The following is a 22,222-nucleotide window of genomic DNA, read 5'->3' as shown; positions in this document are numbered from 1 at the left end:
CTATGCGCCGCGATGGCCGACAAGTTTACTTGTGCGCAAACTCAGGCGGCCTATCGAAAGCGCAAATGGCTGTCCGAACCGCCGAATGCCTGGGTAAAGAGCGTTCTCGGATTTCGACAATTCAGCATGCGTGGACTGGCCAAGGCACAGGCCGAATGGAAACTCGTCTGCGCGGCGCTGAACCTACGCAGAATGTCGAAAATGACGCCTGCGTAAGTCCCGAAGGGGACAACATTGCCCTGATTTCGCCGCCGGGAAAGCCACTTTTGCGCGCAATGGCGGGCCAAACCGCAATCGGCGTTGACGCCCGCACGATGTGGCGTCAGTACCGGCAGCTCAAATTCTGTCTGCCGCGCGGATTCCTAGGGGGCATCGCAGACATCGATTCAAAAATGCCAGTTGCTGTAACTTGCCGTCCGCCGACGTAAAAGCTTCCCTGCCGTGCGAGGGTGATGGGGCCGTCCATTGTCTCCGATGGCATATGCTTCCCCTAGATATGATTCGTGTTTAGGAGGGTCTGAGATGACGCGAGAGCGGTTTTACGCGGCAAGTGAACGCGAAAAGGAACGCAGTATGCATCTGCGTGGCTGTAGCGTCCGCGACCGCAGGGGGCCTTGTCGACTACGGTTCAATACGATGATGGGCAATAGACGGTTCTTCGACGATACACGAGCGAGAAAGAGAATGGCTTTGCTTAAGTAGCAAAGGTGCTTAGCGGTCGAAGAAGAGTCGGTACAACTAGGACTGCATATAATTTGATATTCAATATGCCCCGCTAAGGCGGTAATCATGAGGTCGCTGACGGCACATACGCTTAAAAGGAGACGGTATGACGAGCGAACAGGAGGATGGGGTTTCCAATAATTTTTTTGCCGAACGCCGCCGCGCTATCCAGAGTATTGGTGGACTCTTGGCAGCATCAGCGGCAGCGCTGACCAGCAAGGGTGTCTATGCACAGAATCGCACAGTGCCTCAGGGCGCTAATAGCAATGGAACCGCAGCCGATTCTCCCGTAAGTCAACTGACAGCAACGTTCAGTACCTACGTCAGCAATGCGCGAAATCTGCCTCTTCCTCGAGATGTACTGGAGATGACGAAGTGGGCGTTGCTGGACACCCTTGGGGCGATTGTCTCAGGTTCTCAGCTCAAGGCAGGGCGCGCAGCTATTCGTTTCGCTCAAGAGTTCGGTGGCAAGCCGACATCGACGGTTGTCGGAGCGCTGTCGGCGTGCGATCCGGTGACCGCCGCCCTTGCCAACGGTACCATGGGTCACGCTGACGAGACCGATGACGTCTTGGTCGGCCCGTGGCACCCGGGTTGCAACGTAATCCCTGCTGCGCTCGCGGTTGGCGAGAAGTACGGAATCAGCGGGAACCACTTTCTCCGGGCGGTCGCTTTGGGGTACGACATCGGGTCGAGAGTTATGCAAGCCACCGGTGTCAAGATGGATTTTCGTTCGCCAACAAATAGTATGGGCGGCAACTGGGGCGCCGCAGCGGCGGCGATCTGCGCCGGTAGCTTGACCGAAGAGCAGACCAGGTGGGCGCTCGCGTACGCCGCGCAGCAATGCTCCGGAATCGACGATTTTCGCCGCGACCCGGATCACATTGAGAAAGCTTTCATGAACGGTGGCATGGGCGCGCGCAACGGTGTTACCTCGGCTTTGCTCGTTCTCTCAGGGTTCAACGGCGTCGGTGACATCATGTCAGGTGACGTGACCTTCTTCTCCGCCTACTCAGGCTCAGCCAAGCCAGAGCTTCTTAATTACAAGCTCGGGGAGGACTTCTATATTCGGAAGGCATTGTTCAAGCACTGGCCTGTTGGCGGTCCAATAGCGGCACCGTTGGACGCGTTGGATGTTCTTCTTCGGAAGCACGGTCCGATTGACTCCCGGCAGATCAACGAGATCGTCGTTTCCTACTGGTCGCCCGGATCGATTACCGATAATAGCGGTCCACCTGACGTCAACCTTCAACATGCGGTAGCGCTGATGCTTGCCGACGGTAGCCTGACGTTTAAGTCAATTCACGACTACAGCCGTTTGACAGATCCTGAGGTGGTAAGGCTGCGATCGTTGATTAAGATTGTCCGGCGAACCGCGGGGGACCCTCAGCAAAGGTCAGTGATCGGCGCCACAGGAGCTGACCACGGGTCAGACACGTCCAACGATCCCGCCATTCAGATCGTCCTATCCGACGGCACACGCCTCGCACAGGAGTCGGTGTCTCCTGGGCCGGGCGTCCCGAACCACCCTTATACGCGAGAATGGGCTTCGAAGAAGGCCCGAAGCTTGGTAGAGCCGGTGCTGGGTTCGGCGCGTGCGGATTCGCTGATTGCAACAATTCTGAGATTGGAGCAGGAACCAGATATCCGCGTGCTCGGTCCTTTGCTTCGCGCGGATTCGAACGAGCCGCCGAAGCTGTCCTTGTGGCCGAAGAGCTGAGTCTATGCGAAACATCAGTCTGCCTTGATGAACTTTTAGGAGAGTACATGAAGACCAAAGCTGTTTTGACGATTCGAGAAACCACTCAAATCCTGCAGGCGGCGCGCGCAGAGGCGGAGAAGAATAATTGGCCTGTTGCCATCGCTGTTGTAGACGACGGCGGGCACTTGCTTGGAATGCTGCGGCTAGACGGAGGCGCTCCCATCAGCGCGCAAATTGCCGTCGAGAAGGCACGAACGTCTGCACTCGGGCGACGCGAATCCCGTTTGTACGAGGAAATGATCAATGGCGGCCGCGCTGCGTTCTTGAGCGCTCAGCTTAAGGGTGCGCTGGAAGGTGGGGTGCCGGTGCTAGTAAATGGTGAAATCGTTGGAGCCGTCGGCGTGTCAGGGGTAAAGCCTGAGCAGGATGCACAAACGGCGAAGGCTGGGGCCGTGGCAATCTCCTGATGCGCTCGCCGCACGGAGCGTTCATCTCTCGGGGCGCAAGCAAACCCGTCGTCTCGATGGCTGACTATCTCTGGTCGGAAGACGCTGAGACTTCGACATCTATGTAAACTGTGGCTCGGCTGCGCGTCCCGTGCAAAGGTTACCTTCCTATGTTTTCCCATTCTGCGTAGTGGACTAGCGAACACGCAGATGGGTGACCGTTGCATCTGTCAGCGTTGTTCCGACACGACGGACACAGCCGGCGCAGTCGTCAAATGTTTGGACCGACTGGCGCGCCGGGTCGGCCACGTGAGACTGGGGCCAGACCCATGGTTTGCGCCGAATCGGCAACGACACCCAACCTCGTCGTGCCCGGAGTGTTTCGGCCCTGATCACCGCGCAAAGCCGGCAAAGATGTTGGTCATGGGTGCAACATTCCTCATTCGTGACCTGGGCAAGCCAGTGAAGTTGGCACCATCAAGCGCCTCCTGCAGGTGCGATGTGACCGTACCCGCCTGAGAGACGCGAGGGCGGTGTCGGTTGAAGTTGCGGAGCGATGTGAACTCGGCGCGTGAAGCGCTGTATTCCTGCCTGCGCTGAGGGCTACTATTCGCTATGCATGATCGATATTCCAGCGGGTTCGAAGGCGACAGCCGACGCGACCACGGGCGCAAATGACAAGGTGGAGAAAAGGAGGGCACATCTGAATTTCATCAATTTTGCTTAATAGTTCCGAGATACTGCTCGTCAGTTACCTTGTCGAGCCATTCAACGTTCTTGCCGCCCAGTGTTTCTTGGATGGCGATGTGCGTCATCGCCGTCGTCGATGTCGCCTCGTGCCAGTGTTTATGACCCGGCGGGCACCAGATCACGTTGCTAGGGCGAATTTCGATGCGCGACTCGCCTTCGCACTGTGTCCAGCCGCAGCCTGCCGTCACTACTAACGTTTGGCCGAGCGGATGCGTGTGCCACGCGGTGCACGCCCCGGGCTCAAACGTAACAGTTGCACACGAAACCCGCGCGGTTGGCGGTGGAGCGTTCAGCGGATCAATCCGCACGTTGCCGGTGAACCATTCATCCGGTCCTTTCACCGATGGCTGAGAGCCTGCGCGTTTCAGTTCCATGGTCGTTCCTTGTATATGAAGTCAAACGCATAAGACACCAAATGCTAATCTAACCGCTGGCGATTGATGCGACTAGGTGGCAATATCGGATTACCTTTGTGCAGCGGAGCATCGATTGGAAGATTTCAACGATTTAGTTGGCTTTATGACTGTTGCCCGCGAGCGCAGCTTCACGCGAGCAGCTGCGCAGCTGGGCGTCTCACAGTCCGCGTTAAGTCGCACAGTGGCAGCCCTTGAAAAGCGGATCGGCATGCAATTGGTGAGTCGAACGACCCGCAGTGTTTCTCCGACAGACGCCGGAGAGCGGTTGATTTCCGCAATCCGACCGCGCTTCGAGGAGATCGAGGCCGAGGTGGACTCCTTGCGCGCGATGACGAATCGCCCCGGTGGGACGGTGAGAATTACGACCACGGACTATGCGGCGAACGCCTATGTCTGGCCCAGGTTGCAGCCGCTGCTGCGCCAGTATCCCGAACTGCATGTTGAGCTTGTGAGCGATTACGGACTAGCCGACATCGTCGCGGATCGGTATGACATCGGCGTGCGACTTGGCGACCAAGTTGCGAAAGACATGGTTGCAGTGCGCATCGCGCCGGATATGACTATGGCGATAGTTGCCTCTCCCGCCTATCTGAAAACAACGCCGCCTGCGAAAACACCCCAGGAGCTCATGCTGCACAACTGCATTAATCTTAGATTGCCGACTAGAGATTCTCTGCTTCCTTGGGAGTTGCGCAAGGGACGGCGTGAATTGCATGTTCGGGTGGAGGGCCAGCTGGTCTTCAATAATGTCTATCAGATGACTGACGCAGCACTTGCCGGCTTCGGACTCGCATACATTCCTAAGGAGCTTGCTGAGGCGCACGTCCGGGCCGGGCGCTTGCGTTGGGTGCTGGAGGACTGGTTTCCCACGTTCGTCGGGTATCACGTCTATTATTCCTGTCGCCGTAAGTCCTCGCGAGCCGTCGAGCTCGTTGTGGACGCCCTAAAGACGGGATATCAGCATCCCGCGCCATGACTAATCGATGGCATGCCACAAGTGAAATTGCGGCGCGCTCGATCGCATTCTCCTTATTCTTCCCGAAATCCTCTGTGCCGTTGAAGTCTTTCCGAGGAGCGTTTCGGTTCGTAAGTTGTCGAGCTTCTTATTGTGAGTTACTCGAATAGCGCGCCGATCCTAGGCTGATACGAGCCGCCTATCGCTCAGCGACTCAGCTCTAGGTTGCGACCGAACTTCCCTACCTAGGGCATTCGGATCAACGCTCGTCCGCGTGGAAGCGAACTGGCGAACGGGGGCGCGAATTCTTTACCGAGAGCAGTTTGTGGATCCGTTACCAACCCGACCGCCTGACGAGCGCTCCTGGCCCTCCGCGCCGCCCGACTGCTGGCAATGTCGACTCCTTTTCGGTCGCCCGGTTGAGTCGCACATAAGGATGGTACGTTGTCCCCGGAGCTTCGACGCTGACCGTCACGGTCGCGCACGCATTACTCTTGCCAGGTCTCGCAACCTGATCCCCGCGCTCCCGTGGCTCCTCGACTGCTTTCCTATTTAGGAATGACGTCAGCATCCTCGCAGGTATTCAGACTACAAAAAAATATCGCGCCGGCGTGCGCATCTGTGATAGCAACGCCGGCGGACGGTAGCGCTGAGATGTGTCGGTGCAGGCCCGTTGATTACGTTTAGTGTTTCGTATTAGCCGGCACTCCAGTGCTGAATCCGCCGTCGACCGGTAGCACAACGCCGGTAATAAAACTCGCATCATCGGACAACAAAAAGGCGATGGCCGCAGCCACCTCTTCAGGCGTCCCTTCGCGACCGAGTGGCTGCGACGTTCTGACTCGCTGAGCGTCTTCCTCGTTGGCGAACGTAGTCGCAGTCATCGGTGTACGAATAGTTCCAGGCGCAACAGCGTTCGCTCTTATGCCGAAGCCTGCTAGATCGAGAGCCATTGCACGAGTCGCGCCGCAGACACCAAACTTCGAAGTGACGTATCCGAAGCGGTTTTGAATCGCCATCACGCCTGCAGCCGAGCTAACATTCACAATCGCTCCGCGTGCACTCGATTTTGTCAGAGCGCGACAGAAGGACTCGCATACGTTCACAGTACCTTCGAGGTTGACGCTAAGCACTCGGTGCCATGATAGTGGATCGAAATCTAGAACAGTGCCAACTCCCCGTATCCCTGCTGAGTTAACAAGTCCGAACGGTACTCCGAAACGATCCATAGTTTGCGTTACCAAGCTATCGACCTGTGCGCGATCCGAAACGTCCACCGTCACTGCCAGTATTCTTTCCGCAGGCAGGTCCGACGTTACTCGCTCCAGATTCTCACTTTGAAGGTCTGCGGCTACAACGTTTCCTCCCTCGCTTACTAACCTGCGAACGCAGGCCTCCCCGATACCGCTGCCCGCACCGGTCACAATGAATGTTTTATCCGCAAATCTGTTCATAATAAAATCCTATTTAGAGTGTTGGTGATACTTGACGCATGCTTAATGGCTAACATGGGGCTAGCTGGGAACCTCGTACTACGAAGCGCGTCACTTGGCCGCGTCCTGTAGACGCCTTGACATTCTAAAATCGATGCCTGAGTGCTGCGCGCACGATCACTTGTCTGTTATTAGAAGAATCTCCAAGGTTGCCAAAGTCGGCAACCGCAGGTTTTCCCGTAGACGACGTTCCCGACGCCTTTTGCCAACCGGCGCCGAGATACACGTCGGTGCGTTTGGAAAGCAAATAATCAGCCATTGCCATGACCTCGTGGTAATGCTGGTTACCTAAAGTGGCGCCGTTCGCCGCCGTGACGCCTTTTCCGACCGTATAGTTATACGCGGCCGAGAGAATCACAGACGGTGTGAAGAAATACTGCACGCCTGCATCTATGTCATTGAAACGCGCGGTCGCTCCCGATAGCGCGGGGCTCAGATTGGCGTATTGAACATTTGAAGCAGAGGCGGCAAAAGTAACCGGTCCGAGCGTATAAGTCCCGGCTACGATAGCAACTTGGTAAGCGGATGCACTGACGTACCCGCTGTTGAGAGATTGACTAAGTTGCGATGCCCCGTTAGCGTTTCCTGTAAAGAAACCAGAACCGGGCATTGAAGACGTAGGATTCTTGAAGTATTCGAACGCTGCTCCAAGCTTGACCGGTCCACCTGCAAAGCCGACACCTATCGAGTATCCACTGTTGGCCGTCGTGTTACCCGGGACACCGCCGACGGAGTATGCGCCGCCGAAGGAAAGTCCCGCGACGGTAGGGCTCATATAGCGCACCGTGTTGTTAACGCGCACCGAGTTAGCTGTGTTATCTAGATCGCCTGGGTGCGTGAAAACGACTGATCCGATCAATCCCGCCGCCGTGAGAGGCTCAGCAAAGTAAAAGATCATGTCGTACTGACGCCCGAGCGTAAGAGACCCATAACGAGTGCTGCTCAGGCCCACATATGCCTGCCTACCGAATGCGGTTCCACCCTGACCGAACTGACCGTTGTTGAGGTTGACGCCGGACTCGATTTGAAAGATTGCCTTCATCCCGCCACCAAGGTCCTCGTTGCCAAGCAAACCCCACCGGCTTCCATAGATTCCAGTTAAAGAATCCAAGAAGATGCGCTTGCCACCGTTGGGTCCCCCGGTGTTACTCAAGTACATCAACCCTTCATCAAGAACCCCGTACAGCGTTACGGAACTTTGCGCGTAAGCGGATGAACTAAATGCAATAGCTAGTCCGATGGCTGTAGCTGCCTTTCTCATTGCTCGTCTCCGGCGTTGTGTATCGTCTTATGTCTCTATTGGCAGGGATGCAAGCCACGCGCGGCCCTCCGGGCTCAAACGTCGAGCTTGTGCGCGAAACGCGCATATATCACCTAATACGAATCTAACCTGCGGATATTGATGCGACTAGGTGCCAATATCGGGATAGCCTTATGCAGCTGAGCATGAATTGAAGGAAGATTTCCTCGCTATACTTCGAGCACGGAGACAGGCCGGCTAACGCGGTGAGGTTCGCGGATTGGTATGAAGCGGTGCTTGAGGCCCTAGCGTGTTGTTTTTGGTCGCCACCACATATGAACTGTCTTAATGACAGAGTTCGGTGCAGATTGTCCCGTTCGTAACCAAATAGTACGAGAAGGCCGCCACGGACGTTGGCTGTTAAAAAGGCAAATTAGCCGATAAAGATCCAGGAGACAACATGCAGTCATTTGAGAACGGGACGATAGCAGCTGCTGCTAAAGTCGACGACGCCCATGAATTGGAGCGGGACGTTGAGCGACGGACTATTGCGAAGGCTGCTACTCGGCTCATCCCACTCATTATGCTGTGTTACTTCACGGCTTATCTTGATCGTACTAATGCTGGAATAGCGGCGTTGCAAATGAACAAGGACATCGGCTTGACCGCGTCGATGTTCGGCTTCGGCTCCGGACTGTTCTTTCTCCTGTACTTCACGATGGAGGTTCCTTCGAACCTCTTGATGGTGCGGTACGGAGTTAGACGGTGGGTCGCTAGGATCATGTTCACGTGGGGACTCGTTGCGGGAGCGATGGCATTCGTCAAAGGACCCATCGGGTTTTATGCAATACGTGCTTTGCTTGGCGCTGCCGAGGCTGGCTTCATGCCAGCAATTGTTTACTATCTCGGGCAGTGGTTCCCTGCCCAGTATCGAGCACGTGTGTTAGGAGCCTTGAATGTAGCAGGTCCGGTCACGTTTCTTATTGGTGCGCCGATCTCCAGCGCCTTGCTTGGTCTGGATGGACTTTGGGGTTTTCGAGGTTGGCAATGGATGTTCATTGTCGAGGCAGTACCTGCACTCATACTCACCGGGGTTGTGTTGAAATGCCTGCCTGACCGCCCGACCGCCGCAAAATGGTTGACGAGCGAAGAATCTGCTTGGCTGACCAATCGGTTAGCGGCCGACGACCGCGAAATAGAGGAAAACGTTCGACACTACTCTGTAATACAGGCGATTCTTTCAATGCGCGTTCTGCTTCTCGGTTTCGTGATGTTCAACGTTGTTGTTACCGTTTACAGCATTGGTTTCTTTCTGCCGCAGATCGTCCAGACTTTTGGGCTGAGCGATTTCAAAGCTGGCCTCATCTCGGCGATTCCTTTCATTGCTGGCAGCATTGGCATACCTCTAATCGGTTGGCGTTCGGATATTGCTAAGGAACGCTATTACCACACCGCCGTTCCGCTACTTATCGCTGCGGCAGGACTCGCGGTAGCTGCACTGAGCCCTGACCTGATGATCAAGATGATTGCGTTTAGCGCAGTAGCGTTTGGAGCTTATGGTTGCGTTTCAGCGTTTTGGACGCTGCCATCTACATTCATGTCCGGTGCGGCGATGGCGACAGGGATTGCGGTGGTGAACTCGATTGGCGCACTAGGTGGGTTCGCTGGACTTTGGATTATGGGATTGTTGAAAGATGCAACTGGGACGTTCAACGGAGGCCTATATTTTGTAGCCGCAATGGATGTATTAGCAGTGGTCGCGCTTATGGTCCACCGATCGCTGAAGCGGACGAAAAAAATTCGCGCGCTGCACCAATAAAACATGCGATAGCAGTTTTTGACTCCCGTGGCGGTGCGGATTCTTCCAATTGCGGCGAGGTTATGTTCGAAGAGACCGCATCTTCTTCGATAGGTCATGGATTTCTCGCGCTAGCTTTAGGTAGGCGTTAGCGTTGGCGTACATACCCGCGAATCAATTGTTCCATAATTAGCGCACGTTGCCGATTGACACTCGCTTGTTCGGCAGTGGCTGATATCGCGGACGTTCAGTATGAGTTTTTAGGTCATAGTCCAAAAAGTAGGAGACAGCATGGTCAAGTTCAGACGTATTGGGTCGATCGCTGCATTAGCAGTAGCCGGTGCAATCGCAGGATGTGGGGGCGGAGACGGTTATCGTAGCGCGCCATCAATCATTGTGAATACCGACAACGGGCCGATGCAAGGACTTGACGATGGGACGATGAAATCGTATATCGGAGTGCCTTATGCCGCGCCGCCGGTTGGCGATTTGCGGTGGCAACCTCCTCAATCACCGCAGCGATGGACAAAGACATTTGATGCGACACGATACGGCAATTCATGCCCCCAGAATGCTGATCTTGGGGCGTTTGCGTCGGCCGGCGGTGAAGAAGACTGCTTGTATCTGAACGTCTACGCTCCGGACGACCGTTCCAGCATTAGCGGGCCTTTGCCGGTGTTCGTCTGGATTCACGGAGGAAACCTCACAGTCGGTCAGGGTGCCGACTATAATCCGCACGATTTGGTGGTCAACGGAAAGGCTATTGTTGTAACGTTCAACTACCGCCTCGGCGTATTGGGCTTTTTTTCCCAACCAAACATTGACAATGAAGGCCATACGTTCGGCAACTACGGGCAGATGGATCAGACGTTCGCGCTTGATTGGGTTCAACGCAATATCGCAGCGCTAGGGGGAGACCCAAAGAATGTGACCATCGCTGGTGAGTCGTCAGGCGGGACTAGCGTTCTCGCGCAGATCACCTCACCTTTGGCTGCAGGAAAGTTCCAACACGCCATTGTCATGAGCGGTGGCGCGGAAATCATCCGCCATCCGTTTTTCGGCGCCTCACGGCCTGTTGAATACGCTCGTAAGTTGGGCACTGACTTCACGACAGCGGCGGGCTGCGGAGATCTATCGGCTGCTTGCTTGCGCAAGCTGAGCGCCAAGCAGGTGCTTGCTTTACAGAATCCGTTCATTGTCAATCAAACGATCATCGACGGTACCTTTATGCCGATGCATCCTGGGGATGCGTTGCGCACAGGGAAATTCAATGACGTAACGATCATTGACGGAACGACGCGCGACGAGGGAACCTTTTTTGCAGCGCTTCCCGAGAATGCTACCGGAAAGGCAATGACGGCGGATGGATACAGAGCTGGCCTCGTGTCGTGGTTCGGAGAAACGTCGGCGACGGTGGCAGGCGAATACCCGCTGTCAAACTATGGTTCACCGTCGGAAGCGTATGCAGCAGTCGCTACCGACTATTTGTTTTCCTGTCCCGCTATGAACATTAACAAGTGGACGTCTAAAAAAACCCGTGTGCACGCGTACGAGTTCGCGGACCGCACCGCCCCGTCCTACATTCCCCCGACTAGCTTCCCGCTCGGTGCAGCCCATACATTCGAGTTGGCGTACATCTTCCCCGGTTTCCATGGGGGGAACGGTTCAACGGCCGAGCTCAACGCTTCGCAAAAGAGCTTGTCCGAAGAAATGGTGAGATTTTGGACGACCACATCGAGCAGTGCTTCCTGGACAGACTGGCCGGCCTATACGTCTGAGCAAGCGAACGTACTACAATTTTCCCTGCCGGGCCCTCAGGTGATCAACGGTGCTGGCTTCGAGAAGTATCATCACTGTGCATTTTGGAACGCCCTTGGCGTCTATTGATACCACTGGCATGCCAACGAGTCGCGTATAAACTCGACCCAAAGGAGGGGCAGGCAAGGCCTGAGCGAAGTGGGCATGTCGGCGCAGACGTCGCGCAAATGGCTGAAGGCATCTGAAGCCGATAAGCTGAGTAGCTCCGGATTGAAGGTTGTCGCGCCATAGCAGCTAGAGTTTTCACGTCTGCCAGCTGAGAACAAGCGCTAGCAAATGGAGCTGTGAGGAATGGCCCGTGTATGGGCAGTTCGGAAGAATAGGTGTGCCCCGACTCGGAGCGACGTATTAGCCGCTCCGAAATTCGCAAAACTATGCCCTTTATAGTTCTTGCGCCGACAGAAGATCACTTCATCCGGTCCACGTCGTCCGGCTGGCTCACCGCGAATGCGAACATTCGGGCGTAACTGCTTTGGGGAATGCCCACGCGATTGACGTATTCTCGATTGGCTATTTGAACGTCCGCGTCGCTGATGTGGTGAAGAAGCTCCCTCGTAACTGCTCCCGGCGAGATGAGCGTGGTTCGGATGTTGTAGGGTTAACTTCTTGAGGAGGTCCCTTGACAACGCGCGCACGGCGTACTGGGTGGCCGAATAGACAGCCGACGAAGGGAACACCTTGTGCGCGGCTACGGACGCAGTCGTAACGATGTGACCGGACTTCTGCGCTTCCTCTGCATTCGCGCTTCGGACAACTGCATGCCCACCTTGGGCAAGCGGCGCGGCGACCAATACCAACTCGGAAATGGCTGGCTTGTTTCGATATACGCGACAAGGGATCACTCAATAAAACGGGAATCGCCCGACGTCTGGACTTTGCGTACGAATTGCTCCTGGACGGCTTGTCCCGCATGCCATCGGGCGACGGGATTGCAATTGGCTTTTGGTGCGTTGCTCCAAGCTGTATGCGAATTCTTGACGATTGCGACAAGAGCGCACATCTTGTGCGGGTTTGTACCTAGTAAGGTGCGGAAGCGCCCATGACAATAGGGTGTTCGCCAATACGATTTCGAGACATAGGCGGCTTCCACAAACAAACGATTGACATACGTCGGCTCCACCTTAGAATGGCGATTGCTGCACCGCACCACAGACTCTTTGCTCTTCCTTACCGTCGTTGATCAATTCCGACACCTCGAAGTGCACGCGGGTATCTCGAGGTGTCGGAATTGTTCGTGCTCCTTAGGCAACAAGAGCTGAAGCACAGACCAGAGTTCCTAGCGATCGCCATTACCTCAATTGACAACATGACATTTCTGATTGGAATTCCTCAGGAGACAGCCACCGGGGAGCGGCGTGTAGCAAGCGTGCCCGAGGTGGTCGAGAAACTGATCAAGCTTGGGTTGTCGGTTGCCGTGCAAAGCGGCGCCGGAGCAGGTGCGAACTTTGGCGATGACGACTATCGCGCGGCCGGTGCCGAGGTCGTGGCGTCGGCCGCCGAACTGTGGGCTCGCAGCGATATCGTTTTCAAGGTGCGCGCCCCGAGCAGCGAGGAAGTGGCGCTCATGCGCGAGGGCAGCACGTTGATCGGCTTTGTCTGGCCGGCCCAGAATCCCGAATTGATGCAGCAACTCGCCGCGAAACGGGCTACCGTACTAGCCATCGACTCGCTGCCGCGCACGCTGTCACGCGCGCAGAAGATGGACGCGCTCACCTCGATGGCCGGCATCAGCGGCTACCGTGCGGTGATCGAGGCAGCCCATGCTTTCGGCCGCTTCCTGAACGGTCAGGTCACTGCCGCCGGCAAGGTCCCGCCTGCCAAGGTCTTCATCGCCGGCGCGGGCGTCGCGGGCCTGGCTGCAATCGGCACCGCGGCCAGTCTCGGTGCGATCGTGCGCGCCAACGACACGCGCGCCGAGGTGGCCGACCAGGTCAAATCCCTGGGTGGCGAATTCGTCAAGGTGGACTACGACGAGGAAGGCTCGGGCGGTGGTGGCTACGCCAAGGTCATGAGCGAGGGCTTCCAGCAAGCGCAGCGCGCGATGTACGCGCAGCAGGCCAGGGACGCGGACATCATCATCACGACCGCACTGATTCCCGGCAAGCCGGCTCCGAAGCTCATCACCGCCGAGATGGTGCAGTCGATGATGCCGGGCAGCGTGATCGTGGACATGGCAGCGGAGCAAGGCGGCAACTGCGAATTGACCGTGCCCGGCGAGGCCGTGGTGCGTCACGGCGTGACGATCGTCGGCTACACGGATCTCGCCTCGCGCCTGGCGCGGCAGTCGTCCACGTTGTATGGCAACAACCTGCTGCGCGTGGTCGAGGAACTGTGCAAGACCAAGGACGGCACGATCAACGTCGACTTCGACGATGACGCCATCCGTGGCCTCACGGTCATCAAGGAAGGCAACATCACCTGGCCGCCTCCGCCGATCAAGCAGCCGGCCGTCGCCCCCAAGCCTCAGTCAGCCGCGCCGGCAGTGGCCGCGCCCAAAAAGAGCAACGGCCACGGCCAGAGCGAGCCGATGTCGGCGAGGTCGCTGGCCGTCGTGTTCGGCATCGGTGCACTGGCGTTCTTGCTGGTGGGGCTGTTTGCGCCGGCCACGTTCCTGTCGCACTTCACGGTGTTCGTGCTGGCCTGCTTCATCGGCTACATGGTGATCTGGAATGTCACGCCGTCGCTGCACACGCCGCTGATGAGCGTGACCAACGCGATCTCGTCGATCATCGCCATCGGTGCGCTCGTGCAGATCGCACCACCGCTGGGCGAACTGACCGCAGGCGCAGGAGACCGGCCGTCGGGGCTGATCCTGGGCTTGGCCGTGGGCGCGTTGGCACTCACGGCCGTCAACATGTTCGGCGGCTTCGCGGTGACGCGGCGCATGCTGGCGATGTTCCGCAAATAAGGGGACGACAACGATGACTTCCAACCTGACTACCGTCTCCTATATCGGCGCGGCAATTCTCTTCATCCTGAGCCTTGGCGGACTGGCCAATCCCGAAACCGCGCGCCGCGGAAACCTGCTCGGCATGATTGGCATGCTCATCGCGGTGCTGGCCACCGTGCTCGGTCCGCGCGTGTCGGCCGAAGGCATTCCGTACGTTCTCGCTGCGCTGGTCGTCGGCGGCGCGGTCGGCCTGTTCGCCGCGAAGAAGGTGCAGATGACGCAGATGCCCGAGCTGGTCGCGCTGATGCACAGCCTGGTTGGCCTGGCGGCCTGCCTGGTGGGCTTCGCCAGCTATATCGACACCTCCGTGCAGTTCGCCGGCGCCGAGAAGGCGATCCACGAAGTCGAGATTTATGTGGGCATCCTGATCGGTGCGGTGACTTTCGCGGGCTCGGTCATTGCGTTCGGCAAGCTGTCGGGCAAGATCGGAGGCAAACCGCTGCTGCTACCGGCACGGCACTGGCTGAACCTCGCCGCGCTGCTGGTGGTGATCGTGTTCGGCCGTACGTTCCTGCATGCAGAGACGATTCAGGATGGCATGACGGCGCTCGTCGTGATGGCGGCGATTTCGCTGCTGTTCGGTGTGCACATGGTGATGGCGATTGGCGGCGCCGACATGCCCGTGGTGGTGTCGATGCTCAACAGCTACTCAGGCTGGGCGGCGGCGGCCACCGGCTTCATGCTCAGCAACGACCTGTTGATCGTGATCGGCGCGCTGGTGGGCTCGTCGGGCGCGATCCTGTCGTACATCATGTGCCGCGCGATGAATCGCAACTTCATCAGCGTGATTGCCGGCGGCTTCGGTACCGGTAGCGGCGTATCGGCACCGGTGGGCGCCGGTGCGCAGCCGGCCGGCGAGGTGGTGGCAGTGAGCGCCGCCGAAACCGCCGAGCTGCTGCGCGATGCGAAGAGCGTAATCATCGTGCCCGGCTACGGCATGGCCGTGGCGCAGGCCCAGCACACGGTGTTCGAACTCACCAGGCTGTTGCGCGAAAAGGGCGTCGATGTGCGGTTCGCGATTCATCCGGTGGCGGGTCGCATGCCGGGCCACATGAACGTGCTGCTGGCCGAAGCGAAGGTGCCCTACAACATCGTGATGGAGATGGACGAGATCAACGCTGACTTCCGCGAGGCGGACGTGTCAATGGTTATCGGCGCGAACGACATCGTGAACCCGGCTGCGCAGGAGGACCCGGCGAGCCCGATCGCCGGCATGCCGGTGCTGGAGGTCTGGAAGGCCAAGACCTCGATCGTGATGAAACGCAGCATGGCCTCGGGCTATGCCGGCGTGGACAACCCGCTCTTCTACAAGGACAACAATCGCATGCTGTTCGGCGATGCCAAGATGATGTTGAGTGAGATCTTCGGGGTGTTGAAAGCCTGAGCGCGGCGAAGCGGAGCTCGGAAGAACACCGAAGCGAGGTCGAGGAGGGTCGTAACGCTCAGCTGGGCGTCGACAATGGCGTTGTCGACGCCCGGAAGGGGCTGATCGCCGCCGCGTGTGGCGCACAGGAAGTGCGAGCCGATGCCTACGCATGCGGCAGCATGTTCTCGCGCCCGCGACGACGGTGCCGGCAGGTGCTTGCCCTTAGAGCTGCGCCTTCAACCTCTCGTAAAATCGGCCGTCGTCAGTTCGAGGCGGGACGCCGGATGCGCCAGCAGCTTTTGGTGGGCGATCGCGTGAATGCGGTTGAATCCATCGTGGAAGGTCTTTAACCTCCTGGCGTCGTCTGCACGAAGAGTCGACCAGAAGTATGACTCAAGTGCGCCGTGCTTAAATCATACAATCGACCAAGCCGTTCCCGTGGTCGAGACCAAAAACCACGCCGCGGCGATCAGCCGAAATCTCAGGTTCAAGATCGAGCGTTTTCAACGGACTTCAGCACGTTCTTGCCGCCGCTGGATTTCTTCCACCTAAGCAGATTGACGCCGTTCGGGGTGGGGCGTCCATTTCATTACTCTTGGCGTTAGCTCCGGTACCGACTCCGGGGATAGTAACGGCGCATACAATCCGCAGTTAAACGAACAAAGGCGCAAATCCCGTCGCGGTTGGGGAGTCGGTCCAAATCTCGGGAACCTGATCCTCATCATAAGGATATCTAATAAGGCTTTGGGCGAGTGCAACGCGGAACTCTTCGCCTGTACGCTCTGGCGACTCAGGTGATTGCACGATATCCACTGCATCGGCGCATCGAGCAGTTGGTCTTTCGATCAGGTGCTTCCTTAACTGTCCACGGAGGTAGGTCACCCACCGCAGGGCTCCCCGGGTTTGCTCGAATAGCCAGATGAAATTTCCCGATTTATTGTCGCGGAGGAAAGTTCGGCCAGACAACGTATCGCTCTTATTGAAGCAATGATTGAAGAATTCGACACTTCGGTCGTGCAGTCTTCTCGACGACTCACCTGCTATCACGAGTTCCTTTCACGCTTCTACTGCGACGTGGACCGCCCCTTCTTCGCGGATTCTTCCGACCGGTTCCATGCACGTGTCACCCAAAAGCCGATAGGGTTGCTAGGCGTGGGTGACATTGCGGCATCGGGCTTGCAGTACATCAGGACGCCCGCCGCTCTCAGCCGCAATCCCAGCGATGATATTCTGGCTAGCCTTTTAGTTGAGGGCCGTGCGTCGTTTGAACAAAATGGCCGTCAAACTTCCCAAGACGCCGGGGACATCCTTCTCTGCGACACAGCAAAGGCATACAAATACAATTTTTCAACCGACTATCGAATCATTTTACTGAAGATTCCCCGCAAGCAGATGCTCTGTCGATTGCCGGACGTCGAAAACCTCACTGCGATGGCGCTCGACGGTAACTCGGCGATGGGATCGTTGGCCGGCACCGTCATCTGGGGTGCGGCGAATGTAAACGCAGACCTCGAACCCTGTGCTGCGTCGAAACTGGCATCGTCGGTCATCGACATGCTGGCCGCATCTATCGAAACTGAGTTTCACGGAGTTAAGAGTCTTCTTAATAGACACGAAGACGTATTACATCGGGCCAAAAAGCACATTGAGGCAAATTTGGGCGACCCGGAGCTTGACGTAGATAAACTTTCTAACGCGATAGGCGTGTCGCGGCGCACCCTGAACCGAGTCTTCGCATCGCACGGAACGACAGCTGTGCGGTGGTTATGGCAGAAGCGATTGGAAGCAAGTCACGTGTGGATTTTAGAAGGACGCTCGAAACGCATTGCTGATGTGGCTATTGCCTGCGGCTTCAGCGACTTGTCTCACTTCAGTCGTGTCTTCAAGAAGACTTACGGGGTTGCGCCTCACGTGCTGGTTAAACAGCAGGCGTAATTGACATGCGGTGGGAATGTTGCCAGGTCAGCCGCATCCTACGCGGGTTTCGCGGCCGCGCTATCGATAAGTGAACTGCCTCTTATGCGCGGCGCGAGCTGCGAGACATCGCTAGCAAGCACCAGCATGTCACCCCAATCCGAGCGGTCCAAGCAGCGAGGCCTCGTCGTACAGATTCGCTCACGGATGTATAAAGGGCTAATGTCCTGATGCTTTCCCGCCTTCAGCCCGAATACCACGTGGACCAAAGACGTGAACCGCATGATGCAAACTACCTGAATTGCCACTCTTTTGTCGTGCCGATAGACGCATGTAGTCCAAGTAGCTCCACTTTGACCATGTTCGGGCCAACGTTGAGCACAGCGGGCAGTGCTGATGGCGCGAACGGCTTCTCGTCGTCAATCCCCCGCGACGAAGCGCGTTCGACTGCCAGCGGAGTGCTTACAAGACGCCGAAAGGGTCAAGTCGTGAGTTGCCCAGCGCTTGCCTTTCCGAGGAAGACATCATTCCGTCGTCGTCGGCGTTGATGCCCTCGATACGGGCAGTGCACTATCGTCTCATCGGCATAGTGACAAGCCGTCGCAGTTTTCCGGATCCGTTGGTGTCGGCGGCAAGCCGCTGACGGTGGCGCGGGTATGTTGCCGGCACCAACCACAGCGGTAATTCCTCTCAGTTGTTTTCAATCGTTCAAGGGCAGCCCTTAGCTTCCAAAACGACAGTTAGAAGGGCGTGCCCGGTTCAGTTGCCGACTTTCCAGCAGATTGTTGCGCAGCCGCCAGTTCTTCGTGCTGCTTTTGCACTAGCGTCCGTCAGCGACTCGTCTCGCCGGCCCCTCTGATGGCCTTCGCGATTTTCCCGTACGGTCGCACCTGCTCTGCGGAGAGGAAATCAGGACGTCGCCTTCGGTCCAGACCCAAAAGAACAATTCCGGTCGAGCACCACGTCGATGAGTTCGGCTGCGGTGAACTCACTGCCTCGAGCCGTCTTGCCGCGTATAAGAAGCACGACGAACGCTTCCACTAGCGGCTCAGCCCTGGCGACTATCCAGCGACGTAGAGGCCGCTGAACTCGACCCGCGAGACGTACCGCAGGCTGCGGCTTGCGTTGGCGCAACCAGACCATCCATTCTGTCGTGCTGAGTCGCGCAATTGGAATGGAGGTCTTTTATATTTGGTGGAACGGGCGAAAGCTCCCTACGCATCCATACGACTAAGAACGTATTCGCAGGAGATCGGAAACGTGACTCTAGTCGTATTTTGATTTTGTTCCCGGTCCCAACCGCGCGAATACCATCGCGCGGTTGAACTCAATGATTCTCTTGAGAACTTCAGAATGAACGATTATCAACATTGGATCAACGGCGCTTCGGTGCCCCCGGCGAAGGGCGAATGGCTTGAGACGTTTGATCCGTATGAAGGAAAGCCGTGGGCTCGGATTGCACGAGGCACGAGTGACGACGTTGATCTCGCAGTTTCGGCAGCGCGGCACGCGATGTATGAGGGTCCATGGAGTCGAATGACCGCTACGCAGCGTGGACAGGTGTTGCGCCGCATTGGTGATTTACTTGCCGATCCACGCCACGCACAGCGTCTCGCGGAGATTGAGACGCGTGACAACGGTAAGATCTTGGCGGAGATGCAGGGGCAGCTAAAATATCTTCCGGAGCACTGGTATTACTTCGCTGGACTTGCCGACAAAATCGAAGGCGCCGTACTACCTATCGACAAACCGGACATGCTGGCAATGACATACAAAGAGCCTGTTGGTGTCGTTGCAGCTTTAACGTCTTGGAATACACCGTTGACGTTCTTTGCGGCGAAGTGTGCCCCAGCCCTCGCCGCCGGTTGCGCCGTTGTGCTCAAGCCCTCTGAGTTTGCGTCAGTCAGTTCACTTGAGCTCGCTGCGCTGACGAAAGAGGCAGGGCTACCAGATGGCGTTATCAACGTCGTGACAGGGACAGGACAGGAAATAGGCCCGGCATTGGTAGAGCACCGGGATGTGGCAATGATAGCTTTCACCGGCTCAGACAAGACAGGCGCAAATATCTACCAGGCGGCAGCGCGCTCGCTAAAACGAGTGGCGATGGAACTGGGCGGAAAGTCGCCGAATATAGTATTCGAGGATGCGGATCTTGACGCGGCGTGCATTGGCGTGGTCTCTGGCATTTTTGCTGCCGCTGGACAGATGTGCACCGCCGGATCTCGGTTGCTTGTTCAAAATTCAATTCGCGAGGCGTTCACGGATCGTCTTCTTTCGATCGCCAAAGACCTTAAGCTAGGCGATCCAAAGCGAGCGGATACCAACATCGGACCGATCGCAACCAAGCCTCAGTACGAAAAGGTACTGCATTACATCGAGTTGGCAAAGCAAGAGGGCGCTCGGTGCATCCTCGGGGGGAATCCGGCGTCCGGTCCACGCTTAAATGGTGGGCAATTCGTCGAGCCTACTATCTTCACAGATGTGTCCAACAAGATGCGCATTGCGCAGGAAGAAGTATTCGGTCCAATTCTGTCCATCATCGGATTCGAAACAGAGAAGGACGCCATCGAAATCGGCAACGATGTGATCTATGGTCTGGCGGCAGGCGTATGGACGCGCGACATCGGCCGGGCCGTTCGTATGTCAAAGGCGATTCATTCCGGGTTGGTTTGGGTCAATACATACCGGGCATACAGCGTGATCGCGCCGATTGGCGGGATGAAGCAGTCGGGCTTGGGTCGGGAGTACGGAATCGACGCCGTTCGAGAATATCTTGAGACCAAGACGGTGATGATATCGACGGCTGCTGGCGCGCCATCCAACCCCTTCGTGCAGCGGTAGTCAAGCGCTATGTCTCATTGGAAAAGTGAAGTGCTCCCCGATCTGAATTCTTTCGATTACATCGTTGTTGGCGCAGGGAGCGCGGGCTGCGTATTGGCTGGCCGTCTCAGCGAAGATTCCTCCCGTCGAGTTCTTGTTCTGGAGGCGGGTCCACGTGACGTGGCGTTGATGAAGCCTTTTGGACTTAGCTACTACTTCGATATGTCGCGATTCGAATGGGGATACTGGTCACAGCCAGATCCCACTCGCAACATGCGAACAGACCACTGGCGAAGAGGCCGCGTGGTTGGTGGCAGCGGAAGCGTAAATGGCATGAATTATGTGCGAGGAACGCGCGCGGACTATGATCGGTGGGCTGCAATGGGTAATTATGGCTGGTCTGCGGACGACGTTATGCCTTTGTTCAGGATCATCGAGCGCTGTGAACCGGGTTATGCTACCTCGCCGGATTATTCAATTCGTGGCGCGTCCGGCCCGTTGTCTGTACGTGAAGTGCGCCACTGTCATCCGCTAACGGAAGCGTTTCTGCAAGCAGCGCAGGCGGCAGGATTCGATCGGACACCGGACTACAACGGCGCGCAGCAAGAAGGGGTCGGATATGGTCAATTCAACCAGCGCCGTGGAATGCGCTGGAGTTCCGCGGATGCGTTCTTGAAGCCGGCGTTGCAACGTAAAAACCTGCATCTAATAACCGAGGCCTTGGTTCACAAGCTGAACATAGAAAAAGGGCGTGTGACAGGTGTCAGCTTCGAATGGGACGGTGTGATGCTTGAGGCCAGCGCAGCTAAGGTAATCTTGTGCGGCGGCGCCATAAATACGCCGCAACTTCTGATGTTGTCGGGCATTGGTGACGCTGAGAGTCTTAAAGCACTGGGCATTGATGTAGTACTGGATCTTCCATCGGTGGGCCGTAACTTAATGGAGCATCCGCTTATCAGACCGACGTTCCGAGTCAAGGCGCCGAGCTACAGCCCGTCCCATGGAATATGGCAGAAAGGCAGATTCTTAGCGAAATATCTTTCGACCGGACAGGGACCGATTGCAACTTTAACTGAGGCGCAGGCCTTTCTCAGAACCTCGCCAGAAGAATCCGAGCCGGACGTCCAAATGCACTTTGGGGTCGCCGGTGTCGTCTACTCTGATGATCCGAGTTTCTACAAGGGGCTTAAAGTCCTTCAGTATCCATCGTTCTCTGTGTCCATAAACAAGAGCTATCCGTTGAGCCGCGGGCAAATTCGCCTTGCGAGTTCGGACGTGAAGGCTGTTCCCTTAATCGAACCAAATCTGCTATCCGACGATCGCGACGTCGAAACACTGGTTCGAGGCATCGGAATTCTGCGTCGGATTGTCAGCAATGCTCCGCTGGCTGAAATGATTGTGGAGGAGGTCGAGCCGGGAGCGCTATCCATTTCTAACGAAGCTCTGGGCGCGTATGTGAGAAATCGTACAGGTTTAGCCTACCACCCGGCTGGTACATGCCGCATGGGTATCGACGATGATGCAGTTGTGACGCCGGACTTAAAGGTCCGAGGTGTGGAAAACCTTTGGATTGCAGACGCGTCGGTCATGCCGCATCTTATCAGCGGCAACATCAATGCCGCTTGCATGATGATTGGTGAGAAATTGGCGCGTCAGTTCACTAAGGGCGAGCAAGAAGGCAGGAGGTCCGAGACCCTTGTTGCGAGCGCTTAAGGTCGCGGTGGATTGCCTGCACAATTAGCACGTGCTTGCAACGGACCATCAAGGAGTTGAAAGGCTCAGCAATAGGGCGGGGTGGTTCGCATGTTACGCAAGGGTCCGAAGGGCCTCT

At 56.8% G+C, this 22,222-nt stretch carries 15 protein-coding genes; 11 read left to right on the top strand and 4 right to left on the bottom strand.

Going from position 1 to position 22,222, the window contains the following annotated elements:
* From AWB78_RS44010 to AWB78_RS30560, 3 genes are all read left to right on the top strand, one after another.
* Positions 1-216, top strand: a 216-nt coding sequence (locus tag AWB78_RS44010; RefSeq protein WP_157697675.1) for a transposase, incomplete at its 5' end; no start/stop codon positions are given.
* 613 nt (positions 217-829) lie between these two features.
* Entirely contained in the window at positions 830-2,443 is a 1,614-nt protein-coding gene (locus AWB78_RS30565; protein WP_074173570.1) for an MmgE/PrpD family protein, read from the top strand.
* Between the two features lie 47 nt (positions 2,444-2,490).
* On the top strand, positions 2,491-2,892 hold the full coding sequence (locus AWB78_RS30560; RefSeq protein ID WP_062610361.1) for a GlcG/HbpS family heme-binding protein: 402 nt from the start codon (positions 2,491-2,493) through the stop codon (positions 2,890-2,892).
* 692 nt (positions 2,893-3,584) lie between these two features.
* Here the strand turns inward: AWB78_RS30560 and AWB78_RS30555 are convergent.
* The gene (locus tag AWB78_RS30555; protein WP_062610360.1) at positions 3,585-3,995 is read right to left on the bottom strand and encodes a (R)-mandelonitrile lyase; all 411 of its coding nucleotides are present in this window, start codon (positions 3,993-3,995) and stop codon (positions 3,585-3,587) included.
* Positions 3,996-4,110: 115 nt separating this feature from the next.
* Here AWB78_RS30555 and AWB78_RS30550 point away from each other — a divergent pair, with 115 nt between their 5' ends.
* Positions 4,111-5,013 carry a LysR family transcriptional regulator gene (locus AWB78_RS30550; RefSeq protein WP_062610359.1) on the top strand — a complete coding sequence of 301 codons (903 nt, stop codon included), beginning with the start codon at positions 4,111-4,113 and terminating at the stop codon, positions 5,011-5,013.
* Between the two features lie 662 nt (positions 5,014-5,675).
* Here AWB78_RS30550 and AWB78_RS30545 read toward each other — a convergent pair.
* The gene (locus AWB78_RS30545) at positions 5,676-6,446 is read right to left on the bottom strand and encodes an SDR family NAD(P)-dependent oxidoreductase (RefSeq protein WP_062610358.1); all 771 of its coding nucleotides are present in this window, start codon (positions 6,444-6,446) and stop codon (positions 5,676-5,678) included.
* A gap of 124 nt (positions 6,447-6,570) precedes the next feature.
* Positions 6,571-7,746 carry a porin gene (locus tag AWB78_RS30540; protein WP_062610357.1) on the bottom strand — a complete coding sequence of 392 codons (1,176 nt, stop codon included), beginning with the start codon at positions 7,744-7,746 and terminating at the stop codon, positions 6,571-6,573.
* 439 nt (positions 7,747-8,185) lie between these two features.
* Between AWB78_RS30540 and AWB78_RS30535 the strand changes: the two genes are divergently transcribed.
* Positions 8,186-9,544, top strand: coding sequence for an MFS transporter (locus tag AWB78_RS30535; RefSeq protein ID WP_062610356.1), 1,359 nt, complete (start codon positions 8,186-8,188; stop codon positions 9,542-9,544).
* A gap of 270 nt (positions 9,545-9,814) precedes the next feature.
* Positions 9,815-11,410, top strand: a complete 1,596-nt coding sequence (locus tag AWB78_RS30530) for a carboxylesterase/lipase family protein (RefSeq protein WP_082883476.1) — start codon at positions 9,815-9,817, stop codon at positions 11,408-11,410.
* Between the two features lie 200 nt (positions 11,411-11,610).
* On the opposite strand, the gene AWB78_RS45410 is transcribed toward AWB78_RS30530, so the two are convergent.
* Positions 11,611-12,183 carry an SDR family NAD(P)-dependent oxidoreductase gene (locus tag AWB78_RS45410; RefSeq protein WP_198399385.1) on the bottom strand — a complete coding sequence of 191 codons (573 nt, stop codon included), beginning with the start codon at positions 12,181-12,183 and terminating at the stop codon, positions 11,611-11,613.
* Between the two features lie 464 nt (positions 12,184-12,647).
* On the opposite strand from AWB78_RS45410, the gene AWB78_RS30525 reads away from it, so the two are divergent.
* From AWB78_RS30525 to AWB78_RS30505, 5 genes are all read left to right on the top strand, one after another.
* Complete coding sequence (locus AWB78_RS30525) at positions 12,648-14,249, top strand: Re/Si-specific NAD(P)(+) transhydrogenase subunit alpha (RefSeq protein ID WP_062610354.1); 1,602 nt, start codon at positions 12,648-12,650, stop codon at positions 14,247-14,249.
* Between the two features lie 13 nt (positions 14,250-14,262).
* Positions 14,263-15,675 (top strand): Re/Si-specific NAD(P)(+) transhydrogenase subunit beta, encoded by a 1,413-nt coding sequence (gene pntB, locus AWB78_RS30520; protein ID WP_062610353.1) that lies wholly within the window; start codon positions 14,263-14,265, stop codon positions 15,673-15,675.
* Positions 15,676-16,644: 969 nt separating this feature from the next.
* A complete protein-coding gene (locus AWB78_RS30515; protein ID WP_062610352.1) occupies positions 16,645-17,592 on the top strand; it encodes a helix-turn-helix domain-containing protein in 948 nt (315 codons plus the stop codon).
* A 1,332-nt stretch (positions 17,593-18,924) separates the two neighbouring features.
* Positions 18,925-20,412: an aldehyde dehydrogenase gene (locus AWB78_RS30510; RefSeq protein WP_062610351.1), complete on the top strand. Its 1,488-nt coding sequence runs from the start codon at positions 18,925-18,927 to the stop codon at positions 20,410-20,412.
* A 30-nt stretch (positions 20,413-20,442) separates the two neighbouring features.
* Positions 20,443-22,104, top strand: coding sequence for a GMC family oxidoreductase (locus AWB78_RS30505; protein ID WP_074173567.1), 1,662 nt, complete (start codon positions 20,443-20,445; stop codon positions 22,102-22,104).
* Positions 22,105-22,222: the final 118 nt, after the last annotated feature.

It is taken from the genome of Caballeronia calidae (assembly GCF_900044055.2).
Taxonomy (GTDB): domain Bacteria; phylum Pseudomonadota; class Gammaproteobacteria; order Burkholderiales; family Burkholderiaceae; genus Caballeronia; species Caballeronia calidae.
Note: the sequence above shows the minus strand (reverse complement) of the source record. Positions and strands in the feature narration are given on the sequence as shown.

Bases quoted from the DNA above. Each gene is read 5' to 3' on its own strand.
- AWB78_RS30565 (WP_074173570.1), top strand. From the start codon at position 830: ATGACGAGCGAACAGGAGGATGGGGTTTCCAATAATTTTTTTGCCGAA.
- AWB78_RS30560 (WP_062610361.1), top strand. From the start codon at position 2,491: ATGAAGACCAAAGCTGTTTTGACGATTCGAGAAACCACTCAAATCCTG.
- AWB78_RS30555 (WP_062610360.1), bottom strand. From the start codon at position 3,995: ATGGAACTGAAACGCGCAGGCTCTCAGCCATCGGTGAAAGGACCGGAT.
- AWB78_RS30545 (WP_062610358.1), bottom strand. From the start codon at position 6,446: ATGAACAGATTTGCGGATAAAACATTCATTGTGACCGGTGCGGGCAGC.
- AWB78_RS30540 (WP_062610357.1), bottom strand. From the start codon at position 7,746: ATGAGAAAGGCAGCTACAGCCATCGGACTAGCTATTGCATTTAGTTCA.
- AWB78_RS30535 (WP_062610356.1), top strand. From the start codon at position 8,186: ATGCAGTCATTTGAGAACGGGACGATAGCAGCTGCTGCTAAAGTCGAC.
- AWB78_RS30530 (WP_082883476.1), top strand. From the start codon at position 9,815: ATGGTCAAGTTCAGACGTATTGGGTCGATCGCTGCATTAGCAGTAGCC.
- AWB78_RS30525 (WP_062610354.1), top strand. From the start codon at position 12,648: ATGACATTTCTGATTGGAATTCCTCAGGAGACAGCCACCGGGGAGCGG.
- pntB (WP_062610353.1), top strand. From the start codon at position 14,263: ATGACTTCCAACCTGACTACCGTCTCCTATATCGGCGCGGCAATTCTC.
- AWB78_RS30515 (WP_062610352.1), top strand. From the start codon at position 16,645: ATGATTGAAGAATTCGACACTTCGGTCGTGCAGTCTTCTCGACGACTC.
- AWB78_RS30510 (WP_062610351.1), top strand. From the start codon at position 18,925: ATGAACGATTATCAACATTGGATCAACGGCGCTTCGGTGCCCCCGGCG.